The sequence below is a fragment of the Actinoplanes sp. NBRC 103695 genome, assembly GCF_030269485.1.
Taxonomy (GTDB): Bacteria; Actinomycetota; Actinomycetes; order Mycobacteriales; family Micromonosporaceae; genus Actinoplanes.
The window spans coordinates 510,001-532,999 of the sequence record NZ_BSTL01000002.1; the positions used below are offsets into that span (position 1 = coordinate 510,001).

Sequence of the window (22,999 nt, forward strand, 5' to 3'; positions counted from 1 at the left end):
CGGCGGTTCGCGCGTCTGACCCAGGTCGTGACTTCACGTACGCCCCGGGGCGGACACCGGGGGCGCGGCGTACAACCTGGGGAGTACGCGGAGACCGGTCCTGGGTTCGATGTCCGCCGACCTGCGGGTGCCGTACGTTCGAGACGTGCGAGAACCCGGCAGGCGGCATACGCCATGGCAGCAGGACCAGCCATGGCCGGACCCGCCGTGGCGCCGCGGACATCAGCGCAAGGGCCATCCGATCTTCGGGGCGGTCGGCGCCGCCATGTTCCACATCCTCGGCGCGAAGGACATGGCCGGCGAGGGGCTGGTCTTCCACGCGATGGACCCTCTGGCCTACGCGTTGCTGCTGATCGGCCCGGCGGCGCTGATCTGGCGGCGGCGCGCCCCGATCCCGGTGCTGCTGATCACGTTGGCGGCGTCGATCGGGTTCGCCACGATCGCCGCGCCGCGCTGGGTGTTCCTGGTCGCCCCGCTGGTCGCCTGCTGGAACGCGGTGAAGCAGGGGCGGGGCCGGCCGGCGTTCCTGGCCTCGGTGGCCGGCTATGTGGCGTACGCCGTGGTGACGGTGGTGATCTCCAGCGAGCTCGGGCTTGCCCCCGAAACCCGCCCCGGCCTGCGTACCCTCGTCGTTCTCGCGGTCGCGTTGCTGCTGTCGCTGTTCCTCGGCGGCGCGGCCCGGGCGCAGTCCGAGCACATGGCCGAGGTGATGAAGGCGCGGGCCGAGCGGGCCCGGGCCAAGGAGGAGCAGGAGCGGCGGCAGGCGTCCGAGGAGCGGCTGCGCATGGCCCGTGAGCTGCACGACGTGCTCGGCCACCACCTGTCGCTGATCAGCGTGCAGGCCGGCGTGGGCCTGCATCTGATGGACAACCAGCCCGAGCAGGCCCGCGAGGCCCTGACAGCGATCAAGACCGCAAGTGCGGAGGCCCTCCGAGAGGTACGCGCGGTGCTCGGTGTCCTTCGGCCGGAGGAGGAGGCCGCGCCCCGGCAGCCGACGCTGGGCCTGGACAGGCTGGACGAGCTGACCGGCAGCGCGGGGCTTCCGGTGACGACCACGCGGACGGGCTTGCCGAGGCCGCTGCCGGCGGAGCTCGACCGGGCGGCGTTCCGGATCGTGCAGGAGGCGCTGACGAACGTCCGCAAGCACGCCGGTCCGGACGCGAAGGCGGAGGTGTCGGTGGACTATGCGCCCGACGGTCTGCGCCTGTCGATCCGCAACGACGGTGAGGTGGGGTCGCCGGGCGAGTCGGAGGGGAGCGGCATCGCGGGCATGCGTGAGCGTGCGGTGGCGCTGGGCGGCAGCCTCCAGGCGGGTCCGCTGCCGAACGGCGGTTTCCTGGTGACAGTGTCTCTGCCGGTGGCCGGGTCTGCCGCGCAAGAAGGCGGAGCACGGGAAGGCGGAGCGCGGGAAGGCGGAGTCCAGGAAGGTGGAGCGCGCGAAGATGGAGCGCGGGAAGGTGGAGTCCAGGAAGGTGGAGCGCGCGAAGATGGAGCGCGGAAAGGTGGAGCACGGGCGGGTGGAGCGCGGGAAGGTGGAGAGAGCGCATGATCTCGGTCCTGCTCGCTGACGACCAGGCTCTGGTGCGGGCCGGCTTCCGCGCGTTGCTGAACGCGGAACCCGACATCGAGGTGGTGGGCGAGGCGTCCGACGGCCTGGAGGCGGTCCGCCTGGCCGAGGAGACCCGTCCCGACGTGGTGCTGATGGACATCCGGATGCCCGGCGTCGACGGTCTCGAGGCGACCCGGCGGATCGCGGCGGACCCGCGGCTGTCCGGCACCCGGGTGGTCATCCTGACGACGTTCGAGCTGGACGAGTACGTCTTCGAGGCGTTGCGCACCGGCGCGTCCGGCTTCCTGGTGAAGGACACCGAGCCGGTCGAGCTGCTGCGCGGGGTGCGTGCGGTGGCGGCCGGGGACGCGTTGCTCTCCCCGAGCGTGACCCGCCGGGTGATCGGCGAGTTCGCCACCCCGGGCCGGGGCCGGTCGTCGGCGCCGCCGGCCGAGCTGGAACAGCTCACCGACCGGGAGCGCGAGGTGATGGTTCTGGTGGGCGAGGGACTGTCCAACGACGAGATCGCCGGGCGGCTGGTGATCAGCCCGGCGACGGCGAAGACCCACGTGAGCCGCACGATGGTCAAGCTGGGTGCGCGCGATCGCGCGCAATTGGTTGTCTATGCGTACGAAGCGGGGCTTATCCGACCTGGCTGGTTGAGCTGAGCACGTCAAGCCCAGCCGTGGATTGACACGTCGAGGCGGTCGCGGTTCCCGCCCGGTTGTCGTAGCCTCATTGTTCTGGCCTTGAAGTCCTGGACTTTTATCACTGGGCCTTTGCACATGCATCTGCAGGAGCGCCGAGTCCATTGAGGACGGCGCGGCCACTGTGTGTGCAATCAAGAGCCATTTTCACTATTACTGTCGGTCGGACGTTTCGTTGCGCCGTGCCTGTTCCCGGCGCCCCGATAAGGCTCAGTACACATTGGTGGCAGTCCAGATTGCGCCGGCGTCATGCGCGAATAGTCGATCTCCGTTACTTTCCGTGCCCGCACGGCGTACACGCTGGGCTAACGATTCCGGACACGGCTCTGCCGCCTCGGCGGGGAGGCCGAGGCGGCAGCGGCCTGTGGAAACACACTGGAGCAGGCCTGGCGACATGCATCGAGATCATCTTCGGACACGATTGGCACAAACCCATTGGCAAGCACGGATTGTCGTACCGACATCACGCTTCGTACAGTGATGGTCAAGAATCATTGACCGCTGTAAGTACGACGAGCGGGGTCGTTTGCCGACGACCCTCGGGGGTGCAGGAAGCATGCTTGTCAAAATCATCGACCAGATCACCGATGACGAGAACCTCGACGCCGCGTGGAACCTCTACCTGGAGGCATTCCAAGACATCCGCGCACTCGCAGTGCAGCGCCACCTCATGTTTCGCGATGAGTTCGACGACGTCATGAGGGACCAGCGAGTGCAGAAGTACCTGGCACTGCGAGACGACGGCACCCTGTGCGGCCTGTCCACCTACTCCAACAACCTGCATGCCATGCCACTCATCGCACCGGAGTACTTCGAGCGGCGCTGGCCGGAGCTGTACCGGCAACACAAGGTCTGGTACTGCGGTTTCGTCGCCGTCGGCTGCGAGGCACGTGACACCCGGGCCTTCGCCGACATGGTAGAGGCCATGTACCTGACGGCCGCGAACCAGAACGGCATCATCGCCCTCGACTTCTGCCGGTTCAATGACGACTCCCGGAAGATGTCGCGTGTGATCCGGCTGATGCTCCACCGGTTGTCCGGTGGGGTGAAAGCCGAGTGCATGGATGCTCAGCAGTTCTGGATCTACGAGTTTCCGTCGGCGGCCTGAGCTGTTCAATTGGGGTCAGGGCATAGGCGACCTCCACATCGACCAGAGCGGCGGTCCGTCGGGTAGACGCAACACGGACCGGACCTGATATCCGTGCCGAAGGTAGAGGTCACGGTTGCGGGGATCGTTGGCCTCGAGGTACGCCGGGAGGCCGGCCTGGTCGAGGCGGTTGTGGTGGCGATCGAGCAGCGCGCTGCCGATGCCCTGGCCCTGGATGTCCGGTCGGACCGCGAGGAAGGCCAGGTAGTGGTGCGGGTCGAGCGGGTGGTTCTCCTCCATCAGCGCGTCCAGCTGACAGGCCCGGTCGAACGACTCCTGGGTGACCTCCTTGAGCCGGCGCTCGTAGTCCACCGGCCCCGGGATCATCGAGGTGAACGGGAACCACAGTGCGACGCCGGTCATCTGCCCGGTCTCCGAGTCGGACATGCCGTACACCTCGCCGTACCGGACCGCATGGTCGACGAAGATCTCGAAGTACGCCGGGCTGAGGGTCTTGCGTACGGACGGGTCCGGGTTGAGCCAGCGGGCCACCGGGCCGTCCCACATCGCCTCGGCCACGAGCTCGGTGATCTCGGCGGTGTCGAACGGCGACACGTGCCGGATGACCAGCTCCCTGATCGCGTACGTCATGAATCTCCCCTATGAGATCGGTTGATCGCTTATTTGATCGACGGAACGTGCGCGCTGAACGGGTCCGCGTGCGTGTGCGGGCGCTTGGGAATCGGCGAATCCATGATGGAGCGTTCGGTGCCGCGGCCGATCATGGCGTAGACCTCGGGCCGGCCCATCCGCATGATCAGCGCCCAGATCGCCCCGACGATCCCGAGGACCAGGTAGGCCGCCGTGAACACCCAGTGGAAGATCGAGCCGGACTCGACCTGGAGCAGATCGCCGAGCCCGATCACGGTCGCCGCGAGGATGATGCTCAGCAACAGGAAGGCGACGATCGGCGCGATCCGGGTGCGCCACACGTTCTCCCGCCGGCGGTTGCGGGCGAAGAACGCGATCACCGCGGCCGATGCGCTCCACATCAGGATCAGCACGCCGAGGCCGCCGACGACGGTCAGCCAGGCGAACAGGTAGACCAGCGGGTCCGCGCCGCCGATCTTGTAGAGCACGATCACGATCAGCGCCAGCAGGCTCTGGGTCACCGAGCCGACCACCGGAGCGCCCGTACGCGGGTGGGTGTAGCCCCAGAGGCGCGGCAGGACACCCTCGCGGCCGAGGGCGAACTGGTACCGGGAGACCGCCGCGTGGAAGGCCAGCAGGGCGGCGAAGATGCTGGTCATGAAGAGCACGTAGCCGACGCTGATCAGCGCTTCCGGCACATGTGGCGAGACCAGCGTGAACACCATGTCGGTCTGCTCGGTGCGAGCCTGCCCGACGACCTTGTCCGGGCCGGCGCCGACCGACATCGCCCAGGCGGAGACGCCACAAAGAAGGCCGGCCAGGATGACCGACCAGTGGGTTGCCCGGGCGATCGTCTTCTTCGGGTCCTTGGCCTCCTCGGAGAGGACCACGGTGGCCTCGAATCCGACGAAGCCCGCGATGGCGAGCACCATCATCGCGACCACCTCGGGGGTGGCGAGCTGGGCGGGGGCCAGCGACGAGAAGCTGACGGCGCCGTCCGCCGGGTTGGCGACCATGACCGTGTCGTAGATCAGGACCACGGCGATCTCGAGGACCAGCAGGACACCGAGCACCTTGCCGCTGAGGTCGACCCAGAGGAGACCGAGGATCGTGACGACGGCCCAGGCGACCAGCGCGCAGGCGAACCAGGAGGCGGTCAGGCCCATGGCGCCGAGCACCCCGGAGGCGACCACCCCGAACAGTCCGAAGAGGCCGATCTGCATCAGCGAGTAGGCCGGTAGCGCGACGAAGGCCGCCGCGACACCGAGCACCCGGCCGAGGCCGTGGCTGATGTAGGAGTAGAAAGCCCCGGAGTTCACGATGTGCCGGCTCATCGCCACGAACCCGACCGTGAAGATCGACAGAATCCCCGCGACCACCAGGTAGACCAGTGGCACGGCGGTGTTGCCGACCACGGCGTAGATGGTGGAGATGGAGCCGATGATCACGGTCAGCGGCGCGGCGCCGGCCACCCCGAAGAACACGACAGAAGGTACTCCGAGCCGGTTGCGGGCCAGTGCCCGCGAAATGATATCCGGCTCAGCCGCGTCCTTGGACGCCATCAACATCCTCCCGGCCCACTGGTCGACGTTGTACTTGGTTCGGTGGTGGCGGCCGACGGTGGTCACCGGCGCCCGGCGGTCAGAGCGGAGCCCACCGATGCCTCGGTGTACTCGATCAGCTCGCGCAGATCCATCGGCAGCGACGCGATGGCGTCGGGGAGGGTCTGGAACGCGTGGCGGTGCACTTCGAAGTCGTAGAGCACGTGCCGGGTCAGCCCGGTCGCGGCGATCAGCCCGGCCAGCACCCGGTCGCTGATGTTCATGTCCATGCCGCGGACCAGCAGGTTGGCCAGCCGGGCCGGGGCCCAGGCGGCGGCGTTGCGCTGCTCGGCGCTGTTCGGCATGTAGAGCGTCTGGGTGCTCAGCATGCGGCGCCGGGTCACCGGCTCGACCGCGCCGAGGCGCATCAGCCGCTCGCCGACCCGGATCGCCGCGTCCTGCGAGAGGAAGGCGAGCCAGGTGCGCACCTCGCGGTGCTGCGGCTGTGCGATGAGCAGGTCGAGGATGTCGTGCGACAGCGCATCGCTCGGCGGCTGCCGGCTGACGATGTGCAGGTCGCCTTCGATGATGCGCAGGCGGCCCTCGAGCAACAGCTCGGCGAGCAGCGCAGCGGCTAGACCGAGGCCGGTTGCCCGCGGATGTAGCCGCGAACGACCCGTCCGGTCCTCGTGTGCGATCAGAAAGTACTGGTCAGCCAACACGCTGCCACGCCCCTTATGGACACTCGACCAAAAACACGCCTGCAGGACTGGCGGGTCCTGCACAGGAACGCCTTAACTCGCTGTCCGGTGCATCATGTACCCAACTCGGAGATCAAGACAAGAAGTCCTAGACTCCAAGTACGAAACTCGATGTCTAATGTGTGGTGAGGGCGGCTCGAAATGACGCCCGGCCGCGGTGGATGTCCTCGACGGATCATGATTCACGGCCGGACGTAGGATCGGGTCCTGCATGGAGTCGAGGAGTCCTGGTGACCGTTGATGAGAGCCCCACGCTGCGACGGCGCCGATTGGGCGCTGAGCTCAAGCGGTGCCGGGAGGCGGCCGGGCTGACCCAGGAAGCGGTGTCGCGCCACTTCGAGTGGAACACCGCGAAGCTCACGCGGATCGAGACCGCCCGGGTGGCGGTGACCGCGCGGGACGTGCGTGACCTGCTCAGCCTTTACGGCCGGCACGACGAGGACTACCGCGAGGCGATGGTCGAGCTCGCCCGGATGTCCAAGGAACGCAGCTGGTGGACCGACTACAAGGACGTCATGCGGCCGGGCAACTTCGTCGGGCTGGAGGCGGGTGCGACCGCGATGCGGGTGTTCGAGCCGACCGTGGTGCCCGGGTTGCTGCAGACCGAGTCGTACATCCGCGCGCTGATGCGGTCCGGGTCGGACGCGCCGCCGGCGGTGACCGATCGGCGGGTGTCGTTGCGATTGCACCGGCAGGGCCGGCTTACGGGTGCTAATCCGCTGGAACTGCGGGCGATCGTCGACGAGTCCGTGTTGCGCCGCCGGATCGGCGGAGAGGGCGTCATGCGCGACCAACTTCAACACTTGGTTGATATGGCGCAATCACCCAATGTGACGATTCAGATTCTGCCGCTGGACTTCGGCGAACACCTGTTCCTCGGGGGCCCAGCAGCGCTTTTGGAGTTCCGCGAGACCACCCATTTGGATGTTGTATATCTGGAAGGTCTTGCGGGAGACTACTACGAAGAGCAACCAAGCGAGGTTGCCCGTTACCGAGAAGAGTTCGATCGATTGGGAGCGGGCGCGCTCGACCATCGGATGTCCCTTAAGATGATCGAGAGTCTCCTGCAGTTGTAGAGCTCTTCCGAGACAACAACATATCGAAGGGGGGTGCTTGGGATTCTCACGCATCTCAACGGTGCTGTGTGGCGTAAGGCCAGCCGCAGCAACGGAAACGGCGGCAGCAACTGTGTCGAGGTGGCGTTCCTCGACACAGGTGTTGCCGTCCGCGACAGCAAGAACCGGACAGGACCGGCTCTCATGTTCACTCAGGCGGAGTGGATCGCCTTCGTGGACTCAACAAAGGATGGCGAGTTCGACATCCAGTCCCGAGCCTAGCGATAGGCACGGACCGATGGGAAGTGCTCACTCAAAGTCAACTTCTTGAGTGTCGTGACCATTGTGCGCATGCTGCAACGCCTCTTGACGAAGCGTTGCAGCATGCTGCATTGACGTCACTCGCGCGGGTGTACTCTCGGCGTCGACTCGGTCACCGAATGTGAAGAGCTAACTGTGCTGGAACATGCCATCGGGTTTCTGTCGTCCGACTCCGCGGAGCGGGATCCGGCCGGCGCCGGACCCATCCTGGAAATGAGTTCCGCACGCATCCGCGCGGCCGTCGCGGAATTCATCGGCGCCTTCCCCGATGTTCAGCCGTTCTACGCCACGAAATGCAATCCCGACCCGGGTGTGCTCCGGTTGCTGGGTGAGGCCGGCTGCTCGTTCGAGATCGCGTCGACCGCCGAACTGCACATGCTCGCCGACCTTGGCGTCCGGCCCAGCGACATGATCTTCAGCAATCCGGTGCGTGCCCGCGAGCAGACCAGAATCGCAGCTCAGGCCGGTGTGCACCGATTCGCCGTGGACTCCACGGAAGAGCTGCGCCGCACCGCGTCCGTGGCGCCCGCGTGCGACGTGTCGGTCCGGGTCGCGACCGCGCCCGGCGACAGCCTGGTGCCCAGCGAGGGGAAGTTCGGCGTCGGGGTCGACGACGCTGTCCGGCTGTGCAAAGAGGCCGTTGAGCTCGGACTCCACCTGCACGGGCTGACCTTCCACATGGGCTCGCAGACGCTCACGCCCGAGACGCTCGCCCGGCCCATGGACGACGTGCGCGAGGTGATGACGCGGATCGCGTCGGACGGCCTGCGGGTCGACCTGCTCGACATCGGCGGCGGTTTCCCGGCCCGCTACTCCGAGCACATCCCGCCGCTCGCCGATTTCGGCCGGGTGTTCGCGCGGAAGCGCCAGGAGCTGCCGTACGAGGTGGAGGTCGTCGCCGAACCCGGCCGCTGCCTGGTCGCGAACGCCGGGACGTTCCGCTGCCGGGTGATCGGGGTGGCGGAGAGGCACGGGGTCCGCTGGGCGCACACCGACCTGGGCGTCTTCAACGGCATGATGGAGGCCCTCGAGTCCGGCGGTGACCTGCGCTACCCGCTCGGCGACAGCCGCGGCTCGGCGTCCCGCGAGCTGTTCAACGTGACCGGCCCGACGTGCGACAGCCAGGACACGTTCGCCACCGGGGTGCCGCTGTCGGCCGACCTCCGCGAGGGCGACGAGATCCAGGTCGGGTCAGCCGGTGCATATACCGCTACTTACAGCACCCGATTTCACGGCTTCCCGGCTCCGCGGGTTGTCATCATCTGACACTCCGGACATTCAGTCGTGCGGGTGACGGCAATCGGCGAGCTCTGGTGCCGGGTTGCCGGTCAGCAACTCCTGGGCGATCAGCCGGGCGGCGGTCGGGGCGAGGCAGACGGCCGAGTGCATCACGGCCGTGTAGGTGCCGTCCGCCGCGTACCCGATGATCGGTCCTCGGGGTGGCATCGGCCTGGAGCCGACCGCCCAGCTCAGCACACGCACCTGCTCCGCGCCTGCCCACGCCGCGCGGAAGCGGGCGACGACGGCCTCCGGGTCCTGGCCGGCCTCCGCGGCGAACAGCAGCTCGCCCGGGCGGCCCTCGCGCACCTCGAAGTCCGGCGCGGAGACGATCGTGCGGACCAGGCCGGGCGGGGCGGACGCGCGGATCAGCACGGCGGGCGACATCTCGGTCAGCGCGGCGCCGGTGGCCAGGACCACCACGTCGGCCTCGAGACGGCCCCGGTCGGTGGTCACGGTGCGAGCGGTCGTCGCGGTTGCGGTCGTTTCCAGGTGTACGCGGGTCCCGCGGCGTTCGGCGGCCTCGACCAGGGCGGCGGACATCCCGGCGGCGTCCACCGTGCCGTCGGTGGGGGAATGCATCGCCCGGGCGGGAACGTCGCGCAGGTTCGGTTCCAGGGCGGCGATCTCTCGCGCGCCGACCCAGTGGTAACCCGGATCGGATTCGTCTTGCCGCTGGTCCGGCTGCTCGTTCGGCCGCTGGTCCGGCTGCTCGTTGGGCGGCGCGTCTGGTCGGTCGTTGGGCGGCGCGTCTGGTCGGTCGTCCCGGCGCTCGTCCGGGAGAGAGGCGGGCGGCCAGGACAGGGAGCCGCACCAGCGGATCGGGATGGCCGGGACATCGGCGGCGAGCCTGCGGTAGTCGGCCAGGATGTGTGGGCGCAGGTCGGCGGCGCCGCCCGGCCAGTGGCCGCCGATGCCGTCGCCGATCCAGGCGAAGGAACTGCCGGTGACACCGGCGCCGGGTGCCGGCCCGCGGTCGAGCAGCGTCACCGCCGCGCCGTCGTGGGCCAGTTGGTAGGCCACGCAGGCGCCCACGATGCCCGCGCCCACCACGATCACCGACGTCGTCACGCTGACAGGCTAAGGGCCGACCACTGACCTGGTCGACGGACTTGGGTGGGGCGGCGGGACCGTTGGGGAAGCGGCGCGCGGGCGGGCGGCGCGGTGGCGTGCGCGCGGGTTCGGCGGATGGGTGCCTGGCGGGGCGGCGGAGGGCGCGCCGCGGGACCGGTGAGGCCGGACGGGGGCGGAGGGCGCGCCACGGGGGCGGTGAGGCCGGACCTACGGTGGTCGATCATGGACGACTGGATCGCGGACACGCGCACCTCCTACGACACGGTGGCCGCCGGCTATGCCGACTTCGCGCGGGAGGCGCTGACCGGGCAGCCCTACCTGAAGGCGAGCCTGGCGCTCTTCGCCGACCTGGTGCGGGCCGCGGGCGGCGGGCCGGTCGCGGACGTGGGCTGCGGGCCCGGCCATGTCACCGCTCACCTGCACGGGCTCGGCGTGGACGCGTTCGGCATCGATCTGTCGCCGGAGATGATCGCGCTGGCCCGGCGGGAGCATCCAGCACTGCGCTTCGAGGTGGGCTCGATGACTGAACTGCCGCTCGCTGACGCGTCGGTGGCAGGGGTCATCGCGTTCTGGTCGTTGATCCACATTCCGGACGATGCGCTGGCGGGTGTGCTCGGGCATTTCCGCCGTGTGCTGAAGGCCGGTGCGCCGCTGCTGGCCGGCTTCCACGTGGGTGAGAGCAGCAGCCTCAAGACGTCGGGCTACGGCGGTCATCCGATGAAGGTCCACGTCCACCGCCGGCGGCCCGACGTCGTGGCGGAACGGCTGCGTGAGGCCGGGTTCACGGTCGACGCCCAGCTGCTGCTCGACCCTGACACCGACCGCCCGGGCGCCCTCGTGGTGGCCCACCACCCGGGGTGATGCGTATGGGTAAGCAGAGCAAAGCGGCAGGGTGATGCATATATGTGCGCAGAGCAAAGCGGCGTCGGGGCAGTGCGGGGAGTGAGCGATCAGCGTCGCTGGATGGGCTGGCGGCGGCGACCTATGATCTTGGATTCGCCGTGGTGGCGGGGTGATTGTTGCCGAGTGGCGGCGGACGGTCGTAGTTCGTAACACGCCGCCGGGAGAATCCGGGTGTGGTCGGATCGTGAGATGGGGGTGAGCGGCGGCGTGGAGCGGGTGCGCCTGGCTCAAGCCGACTCGGGGGAGCAGGCCTGGCGGGCCTGGGGGCCCTACCTGGCCGAACGCGCCTGGGGCACGGTCCGGGAGGACTACAGCGAGCACGGCACCGCCTGGGACTACTTCCCGCACGATCACGCTCGGTCGCGAGCCTACCGGTGGAACGACGACGGTATGGCAGGGGTCTGTGACGATCGGCAGACGTTCTGTTTCGCGCTGGCGCTGTGGAACGGGGCGGATCCGATCCTCAAGGAGCGGATGTTCGGGCTCGGCGGGGACGGCGGCAACCACGGCGAGGACGCCAAGGAATACTGGTGGTACCTCGACTCCACGCCCACCCACAGCTGGATGACTTGGCGTTATCACTACCCCCAGGCCCCTTTTCCGTACGACGAGCTGGTGCGCGTCAACGGCCAGCGGTCGCGGGAACAGGGCGAGTACGAGCTGGTCGACACCGGCGTCTTCGACGAGGACCGGTTCTGGGCGGTGACCGTCGACTACGCCAAGGCCTCACCCACCGACATGTGCATCGTCATCACCGTGAGCAACCGCGGGCCGGACGAGGCGACCCTGCACGTGCTGCCGACGCTGTGGTTCCGCAACACCTGGTCGTGGGGGCAGCCGAACCGGCCGGTGCCGCAGCTCGCCGGCTCGCCGGGGCGCCTGGACGGCCGGCACCGCGGCCTCGGTCACCTGGCCCTGCGGGGTGAGGGTGAGCCGCGCGCCCTGGTCTGCGACAACGAGACGAACTCGCAGCGCCTGTGGGGCATGCCGGGCACCACGATGTACCCGAAGGACGGCATCAACGACCACCTGGTCAAGGGCGCGCCCACGGTCAACCCGGCCGGCGTCGGCACGAAGGGCGCCCTGCACTACGAGGTGACGCTGGGGGCGGGGGAGACGCGGCGGATCAGGTTGCGGCTCGTCCAGTCCGACGTACACCTGGATGAAGTTGATCTTGATGTTGAACCGGTGATGCGGGAACGGCGCCGGGAGGCCGACGAGTTCTTCACCGAGCTCGTCCCGGCCGCGGCCAGCAGCGAGGAGGCCGCCGTCGCCCGGCAGGCCGTCGCGGGGCTGATGTGGGGCAAACAGTTCTACCACTTCGACGTCAAGCAGTGGCTGACCGGCGATCCGGGGTCGGGGCCACCGCCACCCGGCCGGCGCTACGGGCGCAACAACGCCTGGTGGCACATGAACAGCTTCGACGTCATCTCCATGCCCGACCCCTGGGAGTACCCCTGGTACGCCGCCTGGGACCTGGCCTTCCACTGCGTGACCATCGCGCGCGTCGACCCGGGCTTCGCGAAGTCCCAGCTCCTGCTGCTGCTCCGCGAGTGGTATATGCACCCCAACGGCCAGATTCCGGCGTACGAGTGGGCGTTCGGTGACGTCAACCCGCCGGTGCACGCGTGGGCCGCCCTGCGGGTGTTCGAGATCGACGGGGGCCGCGACTACGACTTCCTGGCCCGCGTCGTACACAAGCTGCTGTTGAACTTCACCTGGTGGGTGAACCGCAAGGACGTCGGCGGCAACAACGTCTTCGAGGGCGGCTTCCTCGGCCTGGACAACGTCGGCCCGTTCGACCGGTCGGCGGCGCTGCCCGTCGCGGGCGTGCTGGAGCAGTCCGACGGCACCGGCTGGATGGCGATGTACGCGCTGAACCTGCTGGACATGTCGATCCGGCTGGCGCTGCACGACCGTGCCTACGAGGACATGGCCACCAAGTTCTTCGAACACTTCGCGTACATCGCCGAGGCCGCGTACCGGCAGGGGCTGTGGGACGACGAGGACTGCTTCTTCTACGACGTGCTGCGCCTGCCGGACGGCCACCGGCTGCCGCTCAAGGCGCGCTCGATCGTCGGGCTGCTGCCGCTGGCCGCCACGACCACGCTGAGCGCGGCCACCCTCAACCGGCTGCCCGAGCTGCAGGCCCGGGTGCGCTGGCTGCTGGCCAACCAGCCGGACGTCGCCGACGTGATCAGCGCGCGGCGGCTCTCCCCGGAGGGCCGGCAACAGCGGCTGCTCTCGATGGTCGGCCAGGACCAGCTGCTGCGGATCCTCGGGCGGATGCTCGACCCGGAGGAGTTCCTGTCCGAGTACGGGCTGCGCTCGCTCTCCCGGTCGCACCTGGAGAAGCCGTTCCACGTGTCGCTGGGCGGCTCCGAGTTCACCGTCGGGTACGAACCGGCCGAGTCCACCAGCGGCCTGTTCGGCGGCAACTCCAACTGGCGCGGGCCGGTCTGGATGCCGATCAACTATCTGCTGATCGAGGCCCTGCGCGAGTTCGCCGCGTTCTACGGCGACGACCTGAAGGTGGAGTACCCGACCGGCTCGGCGACCAAGGTGTCGCTGACCGAGGTGGCCGACGACCTCTCCCGCCGCCTGGTGTCCATGTTCGTCCCGGACTCGTGGGGCCGCCGCCCGATCTACGGCGCCACCGACCTCTTCCAGAACCACCCCGACTGGAAGGATCTCATCGTCTTCCCCGAGTACTTCCACGGCGAGAACGGCGCCGGCCTCGGCGGGTGGCACCAGACCGGCTGGACCGCGCTGGTCGTGGACCTGATCCTCACCCTGCATCGCTAGGACGACCACCCCATGTACGAATGGAACTCGCCCGGTTCGATCTCCGCGGGAGACCAGTACAGCGACGCCTTCACCGATCTGCACGGCGCGAGCCGGATCACGGTGGCCGACGGCGGGCCCTGGGCGGGACGGCTCGAGTGGCAGCGGTCGGCGGCCTACGGCATCGTGCTGTGCGGCAACGTCCGGGAGGAGTTCACCCGGGACCGCCGGCACATCCGGACCGATCCGCGCGGCACGTACGAGCTGCTCATGCCGATCTCCGGGACGGCCCTGGTCGAGCAGGGTTCCGTCGCGGCCGAGATCGGACCCGGCACCCTCGCGCTCTGCGAGATCGACCGCCCGGTGGCTCTCGCGCACGGCGACGACTTCGTCTCGATCGCGCTGATCGTCCCCGGGTCCGAGGTCGAGCGCCGCAGTCCCGCGGCGGCCCGCCGGCCACCGGCCTTCAGCGGCGCCAGCGGTCTCGGTCTGCTGATCCGGCGGATGGCCGCCACCCTGCACGAGGAGCGCGAACAGCTCACCGAGGAAGCCTTCGACTTCGCCGGCGGCCAACTGCTCGACCTTGTTCTGTTCGCGGCCGACGGCGGCCTCGACTCGGCGCCGGCCGACCAGCGGGCACGGGTCGAGACCCAGGTCCGGCAGTACGTGCGGCAGCATGCCGGCGAGCCCGACCTCACCATCGTCGGCATCGCCCGGGGGCTCGGCTGGTCGGCCCGCTATCTGCAGGAAGTGCTGAAGGCCGCCGGCACGACGTCACGCGACCTCATCCGCTCGGAACGCCTGCGCCTGGCCCGGTTCCGGCTGGCCAGCCCCGGCTGGGACGGCCGGTCGATCGCCCAGATCGCCGTCGCCTCGGGATTCGCCAGTCACGCCACCTTCACCACGGCGTACCGGCAGGAGTACAGCGAGGCGCCGCGGGACTTCCGCAAGTCCCGCGGCGCACCCTGACCGACCGTCAGACCTGGACGGTGCCGCCGTCCACGAACAGTTCCGTGCCGGTGACGAAGCGGCTCTGATCGGACGCCAGGAACAGGACCGCGTCGGCGACGTCGTCCGGCGTGCCGATGCGGCCGAGCGGGATCCGGGACACCAGGAACTGCTTGACCTGCTCGGCCTGGTCACCGGCGGCGCCCTCGAGCGCCCCGTTCAGGCCGGGGGTCTCGATCGTCCCGGGGCTCACCGCGTTGACCCGGATGCCGCGCCCCTTCAGCTCATTGGCCCAGGTACGCGCGAAGGAACGCACGGCCGCCTTGGTCGCCGAGTAGACGCCGAACCCCTCGGGCCCCTCGACCGTCCAGATCGAGCCCGCGAGGATGACCGACGCGTGATCGTTCATCAGCGGCAGCGCCTTCTGCACGGTGAAGACGGCGCCCTTGATGTGCACGCCCAGGAGAAGGTCGAGATGCTCCTCGGTGACCTGGTCCAGCGGGCGGGCCTCGCCCAGGCCGGCGTTCGCGAAGAGCACGTCCACCCGCCGGCCGTCCCCGGCGATCGTCGCGTACAACTGATCGAGATCGTCCGGCCGGCTGACGTCGCCGCGCACGCCGACCGCGGCCGGGCCCAGGGTTGTGACGGCGGCGTCGAGCTCCTCCTTGCGGCGGCCGGTCAGATAGACCCGGGCGCCCTCCGCGACGAACCGGCGCGCGGCGGCGAAGCCGATCCCCGTCGAGCCGCCGGTGACGACCGCGGTCTTACCTTCGAGCTGTCCCACTGTTCCACTCCCGAGTGTTCGAAACGTGTGCCCGCGTCAACCCTCACGTCTCGCTCGCCGTCATGCTTTCGCTCCGGCGCACGGTTCTTGCCGGTGGACGCACGCGGCGGTCAGCGCGCCAGCCGATCGAGAATGTCCACGGTGGACGCCCAGCCGCGCGGATCGGGCATGTGGGACGTGGCGACCGAGCGGACGTCGAAGCGGTTGCGCGGGGTGAGCCGGTCGGCCTCGCGGATGAAGCGGTCCTGCAGGGCGAGCGGGATCATCCGGTCGCGGGTGTGCCGGATGTACGTGCGCGGGATGCGTCCCCACGTCTCCCGGTGTCCCTGCGCGTTGTCGAGCGGGACCTGCGTCGACTCGTCCGGCTGCATGGTGTTGAGCATGGCCAGGAACTCGGCGTCGGTGGCGTCCGCGCACAGCGCCTCCTTCAGTTTGGCCAGCACCTGCGGGTCGGCGGTGCGGAAGTTGGTGCGGGTCGCGCCGATGACCGCCGGATCGCCTACGCCGGCGCCGCCGAGCTCCAGGATCATGCTGTCCGCGGCCTCCGGCTCCATCAGGTACGCGGCCGGGCTCGGCAGGTCGACACAGCAGAACGCCGAGCTGTAGACCAGGCGCTCGATCAGCTCGGGCACGTCGTTGGCGACCCGGTTCACGGTGGCGCCGCCCATGCTGCCGCCCCACAGGACCACCGGGCCGTTGCGTGCGGCCCGGCGCACCGTGGCGACGGCCGCCTCGGCGTAGTCGTCCAGGGTGATGCCGGCCATCGGGGAACGCTCGGTGGCGAGGGCCGCCATGTTCTGCGGGCACTGGTACGCGAGGCGGAACTGCCCGTCGCCGATGCCGTGACCGGGCAGCTCGACGCTGACCGTGCGGTGGCCGCGCAGGGTGAGCTCGCTGTCCCCGCCCGCGCCGCCGTTGGCCCCGGTGACGATCACGATCGTGGTGATGCCGCGCCTGCCCGGATGCCGGTCGGCGCCGACCATTGCCGCCGCCGAGGTCAGAGCCGCCGCCCCGCCGAGTACGCCACGCCTTGTCAGTCCCATGATGTGTCTCCTCTCGATGCGTTCGAGCTGTCCCCCCATCGGACTCCGTGCGGCGGGGCGGGCGGCAGCGGAGGAAGTAGGCGGCGGAACCTACTTTCGTAGGCTCTGCGGCGCAGGGGGCGCGCCGGTAGCGTCGGATCGGTGAGGCGGGCCCTGGTCGACGGCGCGCTGCTGACCCTGCTGGTCGCGGCGGCCGTGCTCGGTGGCCTGATCACGGCGCACGTGGCCGGGCCGGGAGGACTGCTCTGGACGGTCGTCGGGATCCAGGTGCTGACCTCGGTGACGGTCCTCGGCCGGCGGCGGCGGCCGGTCGGGACCGGGGTGCTGATCGCGCTGTCCGCGCTCGTGCAGACGCTGATCGCGTTCGCCGGACCGGCCCCGGTGGCGGAGAACCTGCTCGGGGTGAGCGCCTGGGTGCCGCTCGTGCTGTCGGTGGCGGTCGACAACATCGTCGAACGGGGCGTGCCGGCCCGGCGTACCGCATGGGTCTGGATCTCCATCGGAGTGCTCACGGTCGTCAGCGTGCGGCCGTGGGACCCGACGACCGGGCTGGTCGTCAACGGGCTGCTGCACAGTGCGGTGGCGCCGCTCTTCGGGCTCTACCTGGCCGCGCGGCGGCGGAAGATCCAGCTGCTGGAGGAGCACGCCGAGCGGGCCCGGGGCGAGGAGCGTACGCGGCTGGCGGCGGAACTCCACGACATCGTCGCGCACCGGGTGACCCTGATGACGTTGCAGGCCGGGGCGCTGTCGGTGAGCGCGCCGGACGCCGCCACCCGGCAGGCCGTGGAGGAGCTGCGGGAGCACGGCGCCCGGGCGCTGGACGAGTTGCGTGAGCTGGTCGGGGTGCTGCGCCGGGACGGCCGGGCCGCGGCGCCCGCCCTCGACGAGTCGGCGGCGCCCGCCCTGGCGTCGCTCGTCGGCGAGGCCGTGCGGGCGGGGCAGGCGGTGCGGCTGACCGAGGACGGGTCGCCGTCGCCGGCGCTGTCCCGGGTGACCGGGCGGACGGCGTACCGGGTGGTGCAGGAGGCCCTGACCAACGCGCGCAAGCACGCGGCCGGGGCGGAGGTGCGGGTGTCGGCGCACTATGGGCACGATGATCTGCGCATCGTGGTGCACAACACGGTGCCCCGGTCGCGGTCGCGGCTGGCGCGGACGGGCAGCGGGACCGGGCTGACCGGCCTGCGGGAACGGGTGGAGTCGATCGGTGGCCGGATCACCGCGGGCCCGGACGGGAGCGGCGGCTTCCGGGTCGAGACCGTCCTGCCCACGCGTGGGTGATGCGTAGGGGTAAGCAGAGCGGCAACGACACCGGAGCGTCGCGGCGTGGGTGATGCGTAGGGGTAAGCAGAGCAAAGGGGCGGCGGTGTGATCCGGGTGTTGATCGTCGATGACGAGCCGATGGTGTGCCGGCATCTGGCGACGATCCTGTCGGCCGCCGACGACATCGAGGTGGCGGGCACGGCCGCGGACGGGGCCGAGGCGGCCGAGGCGGCGGTGCGGGAGCGTCCTGATCTCGTACTCATGGATCTGCGCATGCCGGGGGTGGACGGCCTGGCCGCGACCGCTCGCATCCGTGCCCTGCCGGACCCGCCGGTTGTTCTGGTTCTGACGACGTTTGACGCCGACGGGTACGTGATCGAGGCGCTGCGCGCGGGGGCGGCCGGGTTCCTGGTCAAGTCGACGCCGCCGGGTGAGCTGCTCGACCTGATCCGGGTGGCGGCTCAGGGGCACACCGTGCTCTCGCCGACGGCGAAGGAAGGGCTGGTCGCGGCGTCGGCGACGGCCCGGGACGAACAGGCGCGGGCGCTGGCCCGGCTGCGCGGGCTCACCGAGCGGGAGCGGGAGGTGCTGGCGGGCATCGGCGACGGACTGTCCAACGCCCAGATCGCCGCGCGGCTGTTCCTCTCCGAGACGACCGTGAAAGGCTACATCTCCCGGATGTTCGACAAGCTGGGCTGCGACAACCGTACGCAGGCGGGACTGCTGGCCAAGGCCGCCCGCCTCACGAGCAGGTGAGCACGACCGGTCAGGCGGGGCGCAGGCCGAGGTAGGCCAGGGCGGCGCGGGTCGTCAGATCGTGCGGCAGGCCGGTGGTGAAGCGGCGCCAGATCTCCCGGTCGTAACGCCACGCGGCGAGGTAGCGGACGCACAGGGCGGGCTCGATCTCGCGCAGGCTGTAACCGGCGGCGCCGAGGGCGTCGGCGATCCGGGCGCGGCGGGCGCGCGGCACGTCAGAAGCTGTCAAGTCGGTCAGGATCCGGTCGATCAGGGCGGCCCGGGAGTCCAGGAAGCCCCGCCAGTAGTCCGGACCGGCCTCGGCGATCGGGCGTCCGGCGTCCAGCAGCGCGAAGATGCCCTCGGCCAGGCAGTCGCCGAACTCCTCCTGCGCGGCGCGGCGCGGGTCGGCGTACGGGTCGAACTCGCGCTGGGCGAACTCGCCGTGCGCGGCGCACCCGGCCAGCCGATCGCCGTTGAGCAGGAAGAACCAGTCCTCGTTGTAGATCGCCGGGAAGAACGCGGTGGCCGCCCGCGAGCCGCGGAACAGCATCGCGCCGCCGCCGATGAAGGCGTCCTGCTCGTGGCCGGTCTCCCGGTTGGCGTGGCAGACCACCGAGTTGTCCGGGAAGCCTGCGTTGCGCAGGCCGACCACCTCATGCCGGTCGAGCAGCCCGGCCGCCTGGCACAGCGCGTCCGGCTCGACGCCGTCGATGTCGTCGTCCAGGAACAGCACCCGCTCCCAGCCGGTCATGTGGGTCAGAGCCAGTCCGAGGTTGCGCTTGACCGGGGTGTCCGGCCGGCGCTGGAAGAGGGTGTCGCGCAGGACCATGGTGGTGCGGAACCGGGGGAGGACGTTGTTCGGGCCGACGTCGGCCGCCCAGACCCGGGCGCGGTTGCGCCATACGGCCTTGACCTGGGCGGCCTGCGCCTCGCGGCTGCACAGCACCACGAGGATCGCGTCGAGCTCCTCGGCCAGGGCGACGGCTGCGGAGAGGCCGGCCGCGTCCCGGGCGGCGGGGACGATGATCGCGTCCACCGGAGCGGTCGTGGTGATCGTGGACGACGTCGTCAGCAGGCGGCGATGCGACGCGTGCTGAATCAGCCGGACTGGTCTTCCTAGGGTCGTGCTCACCGGATTCGCCTTTCTCGCCATTCGTTCTTCTCTTACGGCGAGAACACTTCCATGATCCGATGCCAAGGGGTCGCTAAGTTTTGTCAAGCGCCCATTCGACCGGGCCACTCGTGAAGTCGATCATCGGTGACCGTCCAGTCCGGGACCACCATCTGCCGCGCCACCATTCGGACCCGGCACACCACACTGTACGTGTCGGCGCCGGGAAATCGGCGGGCCAGATGCGCGGCATTCCGATCACGAATGTTGAAATCCGTCAATGCGCGGACCACGCCGTGCGTGCCGCGGCTGAACGAGCCGTTGAAGATGGTCAGAGTGCGGCGCCGGTTGTACGGATTCGGGGCCCGCAGGAAATGCGCCACGTCCTCGACCAGTCGTGGCCGGGCGCCGGTGCGGACGATGCGCGGCACCAGCTCGACCGGGTCGGTGTCGGCGTCCACCACGAAGCCGCCCGGGTCCTCGTCGAGCGGGCGTTCCAGCTGGCGTACCGGGATGTGCTCGAGGTGCTTGATGAGCTCGGCGGTCACCGGGTTCCAGTCGACGCCGCCGAGCAGGATCAGGTGCTCGGTCAGGCCGTCGGGAGGCAGGTCCTCGGCGGTGCCGATGGTCACCCGGCTGGCCGGGTTCAGGGACGTGACCACGGGCAGCAGCTCGATCAGGGCGTCCAGGTCGGCGTACTTGTAGGCGTCGATGTAGTCGGGGTTGACCTGATCGAGCTGGCCGAGCTGGGCGCGGCGGTCGTCGGGCAGCCGGGAGCCGACGATCGTGACCGCCTCGCCGGCCGCGAACGCCAGCGGATGCGACGCGGACTCGACCGGTTCCGGTGAGCGCAGGGCCAGCAGTTCGGCGCGCAGGCCGTCGTCGTTGCCCGGGGCGAAATGCTGGGCGTACGCCGCCAGCCGGCGCGGGGGCGGCACGGTGCCCTTCTCCCAGGCCGAGATGAGCGGCACGCTGACGCCGAGCGCACGGCCGAGCGCGGACTGGGTCAGCCCTGCCGACTCGCGCAGCGCCCGCAGGCGCGCGGCAAGCACGGAAACCTCCGGCACCGACGGTTCTCCCTCCCGCACCGAACTTCAATTGAAGTTCAGCGATCACCGAAGGCTACCCTGAGTGACCTGAAGATGCCTAGATGTGATCTGGACGGGCAGGTCAGCGAGCCCTGAAATTAGCTGAAGAAAATGACATTCCGGCATGTGCTGAGGGGGACTCGAAAAGGCGGGAAATTGAAGGAAAGCAATTACGCTCGACACGTCCCTCTCGACGAAAGGCAGTGGTTCCGATGGGTGTCGATCTCCTCACCGTCATCGCCATCGCGGTGGTCGCCATGCTGATCAAATTCGCCTTGGACTCGCTTCGCGGCATGGCGAAACGGACCTGGATGATGGCGCAGGGCATGTTCTCCGCGCTCGGCGTCGTCGCGCTCGGATTCATGGCGCTCCTGGTGCTCGCCGGTTCCCTGATCGTGCGATTCCACAGCTGATAGCGTGACCCGCCGTGCGTTACGACGTCCGGATCGCCGACGAAAGCGACCTCCGGCCTCTCCAGGACAGACTGACCGGCGACGACTGCGTGATCCTGCGCCATCGCCTGGTGGATGACGACCGCGGCCGGTTGCTCCGGGCGGCCATGGGCAACGACACCGTCGGCTCGGTGATCGTCTCCTGGGCGCCGGCCGACGAGCCCGAGGTCCGGGCGGTGCTCCCCGGCGTGCCCCTGATGTACCTGCTGCGCGTGGACCAGCCGTACCGGTGCCGGGGGATCGGCACCGGGCTGATCCGGCGCGCCGAGTCCTACCTGCGCGGCCGTGGCCACGAGCGGGTGCTGATCGGCGTCGACCAGTGCAACGTGCGAGCCGGCCGGCTCTACCGCTCGCTCGGCTACCGCAACATGCTCGTCGGGCTGCCCGGAAGCGACGGTTCGTACGACATCCTCGTGCGGGAACTCGGCGCGTACTAGTTTCTACAATCATGGAATTCGGGGTCGGATACTTTCCCACGCACGACGGCGTCGGGCCGGGGCGGCTTGCTCGCATCGTCGAGGACCGCGGGCAGGACGCGCTGGTCTTCGCCGAGCACACGCACATCCCGGCGTCGCGCGAGACGCCGTACGGCGGCGGCGGGGACCTGCCCCGCAAGTACTGGCACACCTACGACCTGTTCGTCGCGCTGACCGCCGCGGCGGCCGCCACCTCACGACTGCGGGTCGGCAGCGGCGTCTGCCTGGTCATCGAGCGCGATCCGATCACCACCGCCAAAGAGGTCGCCAGCGTGGACCACCTCAGCGGCGGCCGCATCGAGTTCGGGGCCGGCATCGGGTGGAACCGCGAGGAGATGCGCAACCACGGGACCGATCCGCGGACCCGGGTGGCGCTCTTCACCGAGCGCCTGCGGGCCATGCAGCAGATCTGGACGCAGGACGAGGCCACCTTCCACGGCGACCACGTGAACTTCGACCGGATCTGGTCCTGGCCCAAGCCCGCCCAGCACCCCTACCCGCCGGTCCTCATCGGGGGCGGCGGCGCGAGTGTCCTCGACCGGGTTCTCGCGTACGGGGACGGCTGGTTCCCGCGCTGGAACGAGGAGAACCTCTTCGACCGGATCTCCGAGCTCCGCGCCCGGGCCGACCGGCCGCTGCAGGTGCAGGTCATCTCGGCGCCGTCCGACCCCAAGGCGCTGGAGAAACTGGCCTCGGCCGGCGTCCACCGCGCCCTGGCCTGGCTGCCGTCCGGTCCGTGGAGTCTGATCGAGCCCGTGCTGGAGAAGTGGGAGCGGGCGATCGGCGAGCTGACCGGCTCGTGACCCCGGCGGAACGGTTCGGGTCGGCGCCGGTCGCACGGCTCGCCACCGTCGGCGCCGACGGGGCCCCTCATCTCGTACCCATCGTCTTTGCCCTGGTGGGGGAGACGATCCACAGTGCGGTGGACGCCAAGCCCAAGCGGCACCGAGGCCTCCAGCGGCTGGCGAACATCGCGGCCGAGCCTCGCGTCAGCGTGCTGGTCGACCATTATGCCGACGACTGGACGGCGCTGTGGTGGGTGCGCGCCGACGGGATCGCGGTCGTGCGCGAGAGCTCGGCGGCGGGGCTCGAGGCGCTGACCGCGAAGTACGCGCAGTATCGCGAGACGCCGCCGCCGGGTCCGTTCGTGGAGATCTCGGTGCGGCGCTGGACGGCCTGGGGAGTCTCCTAGAGGGCCTGTGACACCGCCGGGCGGCGGGCGATCTCCGCCGAGCAGGTCGCCACGGCGGACATCAGCAGGTCGACGCCGAAGCGGTAGTAGCGGTCGAGGTCGGGACGGGCCCGGAGATCGCGGTGACCCCGCAGCCGGTCCCGGAACTGGTCTGACCTGACCTGGCCCGGCCGCGGTTGACGCGCCCCTCACAGTG

The 22,999-nt window shown here is 69.8% G+C and carries 23 protein-coding genes; 15 read left to right on the forward strand and 8 right to left on the reverse strand.

Translation table 11 applies throughout. The features are described 5' to 3' along the window. Positions 1-145: 145 nt before the first annotated feature. From QSK31_RS04745 to QSK31_RS04755, 3 genes are all read left to right on the forward strand, one after another. Positions 146-1,549 (forward strand): histidine kinase, encoded by a 1,404-nt coding sequence (locus QSK31_RS04745; protein WP_285681256.1) that lies wholly within the window; start codon positions 146-148, stop codon positions 1,547-1,549. After that, positions 1,546-2,217, forward strand: coding sequence for a response regulator (locus tag QSK31_RS04750; protein ID WP_285681259.1), 672 nt, complete (start codon positions 1,546-1,548; stop codon positions 2,215-2,217). Before QSK31_RS04745 ends, QSK31_RS04750 begins: the two co-directional genes overlap by 4 nt. A 565-nt stretch (positions 2,218-2,782) precedes the next feature. After that, on the forward strand, positions 2,783-3,364 hold the full coding sequence (locus QSK31_RS04755) for a hypothetical protein (protein ID WP_285681260.1): 582 nt from the start codon (positions 2,783-2,785) through the stop codon (positions 3,362-3,364). 15 nt (positions 3,365-3,379) lie between these two features. Here the strand turns inward: QSK31_RS04755 and QSK31_RS04760 are convergent, their stop codons facing one another. From QSK31_RS04760 to QSK31_RS04770, 3 genes are read right to left on the reverse strand one after another with little or no spacing between them, the layout of a single operon-like run. After that, positions 3,380-3,994 (reverse strand): GNAT family N-acetyltransferase, encoded by a 615-nt coding sequence (locus tag QSK31_RS04760; RefSeq protein WP_285681262.1) that lies wholly within the window; start codon positions 3,992-3,994, stop codon positions 3,380-3,382. A gap of 29 nt (positions 3,995-4,023) precedes the next feature. Beyond that, on the reverse strand, positions 4,024-5,562 hold the full coding sequence (locus QSK31_RS04765) for an APC family permease (protein WP_502872908.1): 1,539 nt from the start codon (positions 5,560-5,562) through the stop codon (positions 4,024-4,026). Positions 5,563-5,618: 56 nt separating this feature from the next. Next, positions 5,619-6,257 (reverse strand): GOLPH3/VPS74 family protein, encoded by a 639-nt coding sequence (locus QSK31_RS04770; protein ID WP_285681268.1) that lies wholly within the window; start codon positions 6,255-6,257, stop codon positions 5,619-5,621. 269 nt (positions 6,258-6,526) lie between these two features. On the opposite strand from QSK31_RS04770, the gene QSK31_RS04775 reads away from it, so the two are divergent. From QSK31_RS04775 to QSK31_RS04785, 3 genes are all read left to right on the forward strand, one after another. Continuing rightward, a complete protein-coding gene (locus tag QSK31_RS04775) occupies positions 6,527-7,372 on the forward strand; it encodes a helix-turn-helix domain-containing protein (protein ID WP_285681271.1) in 846 nt (281 codons plus the stop codon). Positions 7,373-7,414: 42 nt separating this feature from the next. Continuing rightward, positions 7,415-7,633: a DUF397 domain-containing protein gene (locus QSK31_RS04780; protein WP_285681434.1), complete on the forward strand. Its 219-nt coding sequence runs from the start codon at positions 7,415-7,417 to the stop codon at positions 7,631-7,633. A 174-nt stretch (positions 7,634-7,807) separates the two neighbouring features. Continuing rightward, the gene (locus tag QSK31_RS04785; protein ID WP_285681273.1) at positions 7,808-8,938 is read left to right on the forward strand and encodes a type III PLP-dependent enzyme; all 1,131 of its coding nucleotides are present in this window, start codon (positions 7,808-7,810) and stop codon (positions 8,936-8,938) included. Between the two features lie 12 nt (positions 8,939-8,950). Here QSK31_RS04785 and QSK31_RS04790 read toward each other — a convergent pair whose 3' ends face one another. Continuing rightward, positions 8,951-10,021: an NAD(P)/FAD-dependent oxidoreductase gene (locus QSK31_RS04790; protein WP_285681276.1), complete on the reverse strand. Its 1,071-nt coding sequence runs from the start codon at positions 10,019-10,021 to the stop codon at positions 8,951-8,953. 225 nt (positions 10,022-10,246) lie between these two features. On the opposite strand from QSK31_RS04790, the gene QSK31_RS04795 reads away from it, so the two are divergent. The 3 genes from QSK31_RS04795 (at position 10,247) to QSK31_RS04805 (ending at position 14,680) form a co-directional block, all read left to right on the forward strand. Further along, complete coding sequence (locus tag QSK31_RS04795) at positions 10,247-10,885, forward strand: class I SAM-dependent methyltransferase (RefSeq protein WP_285681279.1); 639 nt, start codon at positions 10,247-10,249, stop codon at positions 10,883-10,885. 231 nt (positions 10,886-11,116) lie between these two features. Next, a complete protein-coding gene (locus tag QSK31_RS04800) occupies positions 11,117-13,732 on the forward strand; it encodes an MGH1-like glycoside hydrolase domain-containing protein (RefSeq protein WP_285681436.1) in 2,616 nt (871 codons plus the stop codon). A gap of 12 nt (positions 13,733-13,744) precedes the next feature. Continuing rightward, entirely contained in the window at positions 13,745-14,680 is a 936-nt protein-coding gene (locus tag QSK31_RS04805; protein WP_285681281.1) for an AraC-like ligand-binding domain-containing protein, read from the forward strand. Between the two features lie 7 nt (positions 14,681-14,687). Here QSK31_RS04805 and QSK31_RS04810 read toward each other — a convergent pair whose 3' ends face one another. Both QSK31_RS04810 and QSK31_RS04815 read right to left on the reverse strand, forming a co-directional pair. Then, a complete protein-coding gene (locus QSK31_RS04810; protein WP_285681284.1) occupies positions 14,688-15,443 on the reverse strand; it encodes an SDR family NAD(P)-dependent oxidoreductase in 756 nt (251 codons plus the stop codon). 110 nt (positions 15,444-15,553) lie between these two features. After that, positions 15,554-16,486 carry an alpha/beta fold hydrolase gene (locus QSK31_RS04815; protein WP_285681286.1) on the reverse strand — a complete coding sequence of 311 codons (933 nt, stop codon included), beginning with the start codon at positions 16,484-16,486 and terminating at the stop codon, positions 15,554-15,556. Between the two features lie 141 nt (positions 16,487-16,627). Here QSK31_RS04815 and QSK31_RS04820 point away from each other — a divergent pair, with 141 nt between their 5' ends. Together QSK31_RS04820 and QSK31_RS04825 are read left to right on the forward strand one after the other, a co-directional pair. Continuing rightward, the gene (locus QSK31_RS04820; RefSeq protein ID WP_285681289.1) at positions 16,628-17,764 is read left to right on the forward strand and encodes a sensor histidine kinase; all 1,137 of its coding nucleotides are present in this window, start codon (positions 16,628-16,630) and stop codon (positions 17,762-17,764) included. A gap of 87 nt (positions 17,765-17,851) precedes the next feature. Beyond that, entirely contained in the window at positions 17,852-18,502 is a 651-nt protein-coding gene (locus tag QSK31_RS04825; protein ID WP_285681292.1) for a response regulator, read from the forward strand. Positions 18,503-18,512: 10 nt separating this feature from the next. Here QSK31_RS04825 and QSK31_RS04830 read toward each other — a convergent pair whose 3' ends face one another. Then, positions 18,513-19,616 carry a hypothetical protein gene (locus tag QSK31_RS04830; protein WP_285681294.1) on the reverse strand — a complete coding sequence of 368 codons (1,104 nt, stop codon included), beginning with the start codon at positions 19,614-19,616 and terminating at the stop codon, positions 18,513-18,515. An 83-nt stretch (positions 19,617-19,699) separates the two neighbouring features. Next, positions 19,700-20,662, reverse strand: coding sequence for a helix-turn-helix domain-containing protein (locus QSK31_RS04835; RefSeq protein WP_285681296.1), 963 nt, complete (start codon positions 20,660-20,662; stop codon positions 19,700-19,702). Positions 20,663-20,895: 233 nt separating this feature from the next. On the opposite strand from QSK31_RS04835, the gene QSK31_RS04840 reads away from it, so the two are divergent. The 4 genes from QSK31_RS04840 to QSK31_RS04855 are packed head-to-tail and all read left to right on the forward strand — an operon-like array spanning position 20,896 to position 22,803. Beyond that, positions 20,896-21,096, forward strand: a complete 201-nt coding sequence (locus QSK31_RS04840) for a hypothetical protein (RefSeq protein ID WP_285681299.1) — start codon at positions 20,896-20,898, stop codon at positions 21,094-21,096. 14 nt (positions 21,097-21,110) lie between these two features. Next, a complete protein-coding gene (locus QSK31_RS04845; RefSeq protein ID WP_285681301.1) occupies positions 21,111-21,572 on the forward strand; it encodes a GNAT family N-acetyltransferase in 462 nt (153 codons plus the stop codon). Between the two features lie 11 nt (positions 21,573-21,583). Next, positions 21,584-22,414, forward strand: coding sequence for an LLM class F420-dependent oxidoreductase (locus QSK31_RS04850; protein WP_285681303.1), 831 nt, complete (start codon positions 21,584-21,586; stop codon positions 22,412-22,414). Continuing rightward, positions 22,411-22,803 carry a TIGR03668 family PPOX class F420-dependent oxidoreductase gene (locus QSK31_RS04855; RefSeq protein WP_285681306.1) on the forward strand — a complete coding sequence of 131 codons (393 nt, stop codon included), beginning with the start codon at positions 22,411-22,413 and terminating at the stop codon, positions 22,801-22,803. Before QSK31_RS04850 ends, QSK31_RS04855 begins: the two co-directional genes overlap by 4 nt. The last annotated feature ends 196 nt before the right edge of the window (positions 22,804-22,999 follow it).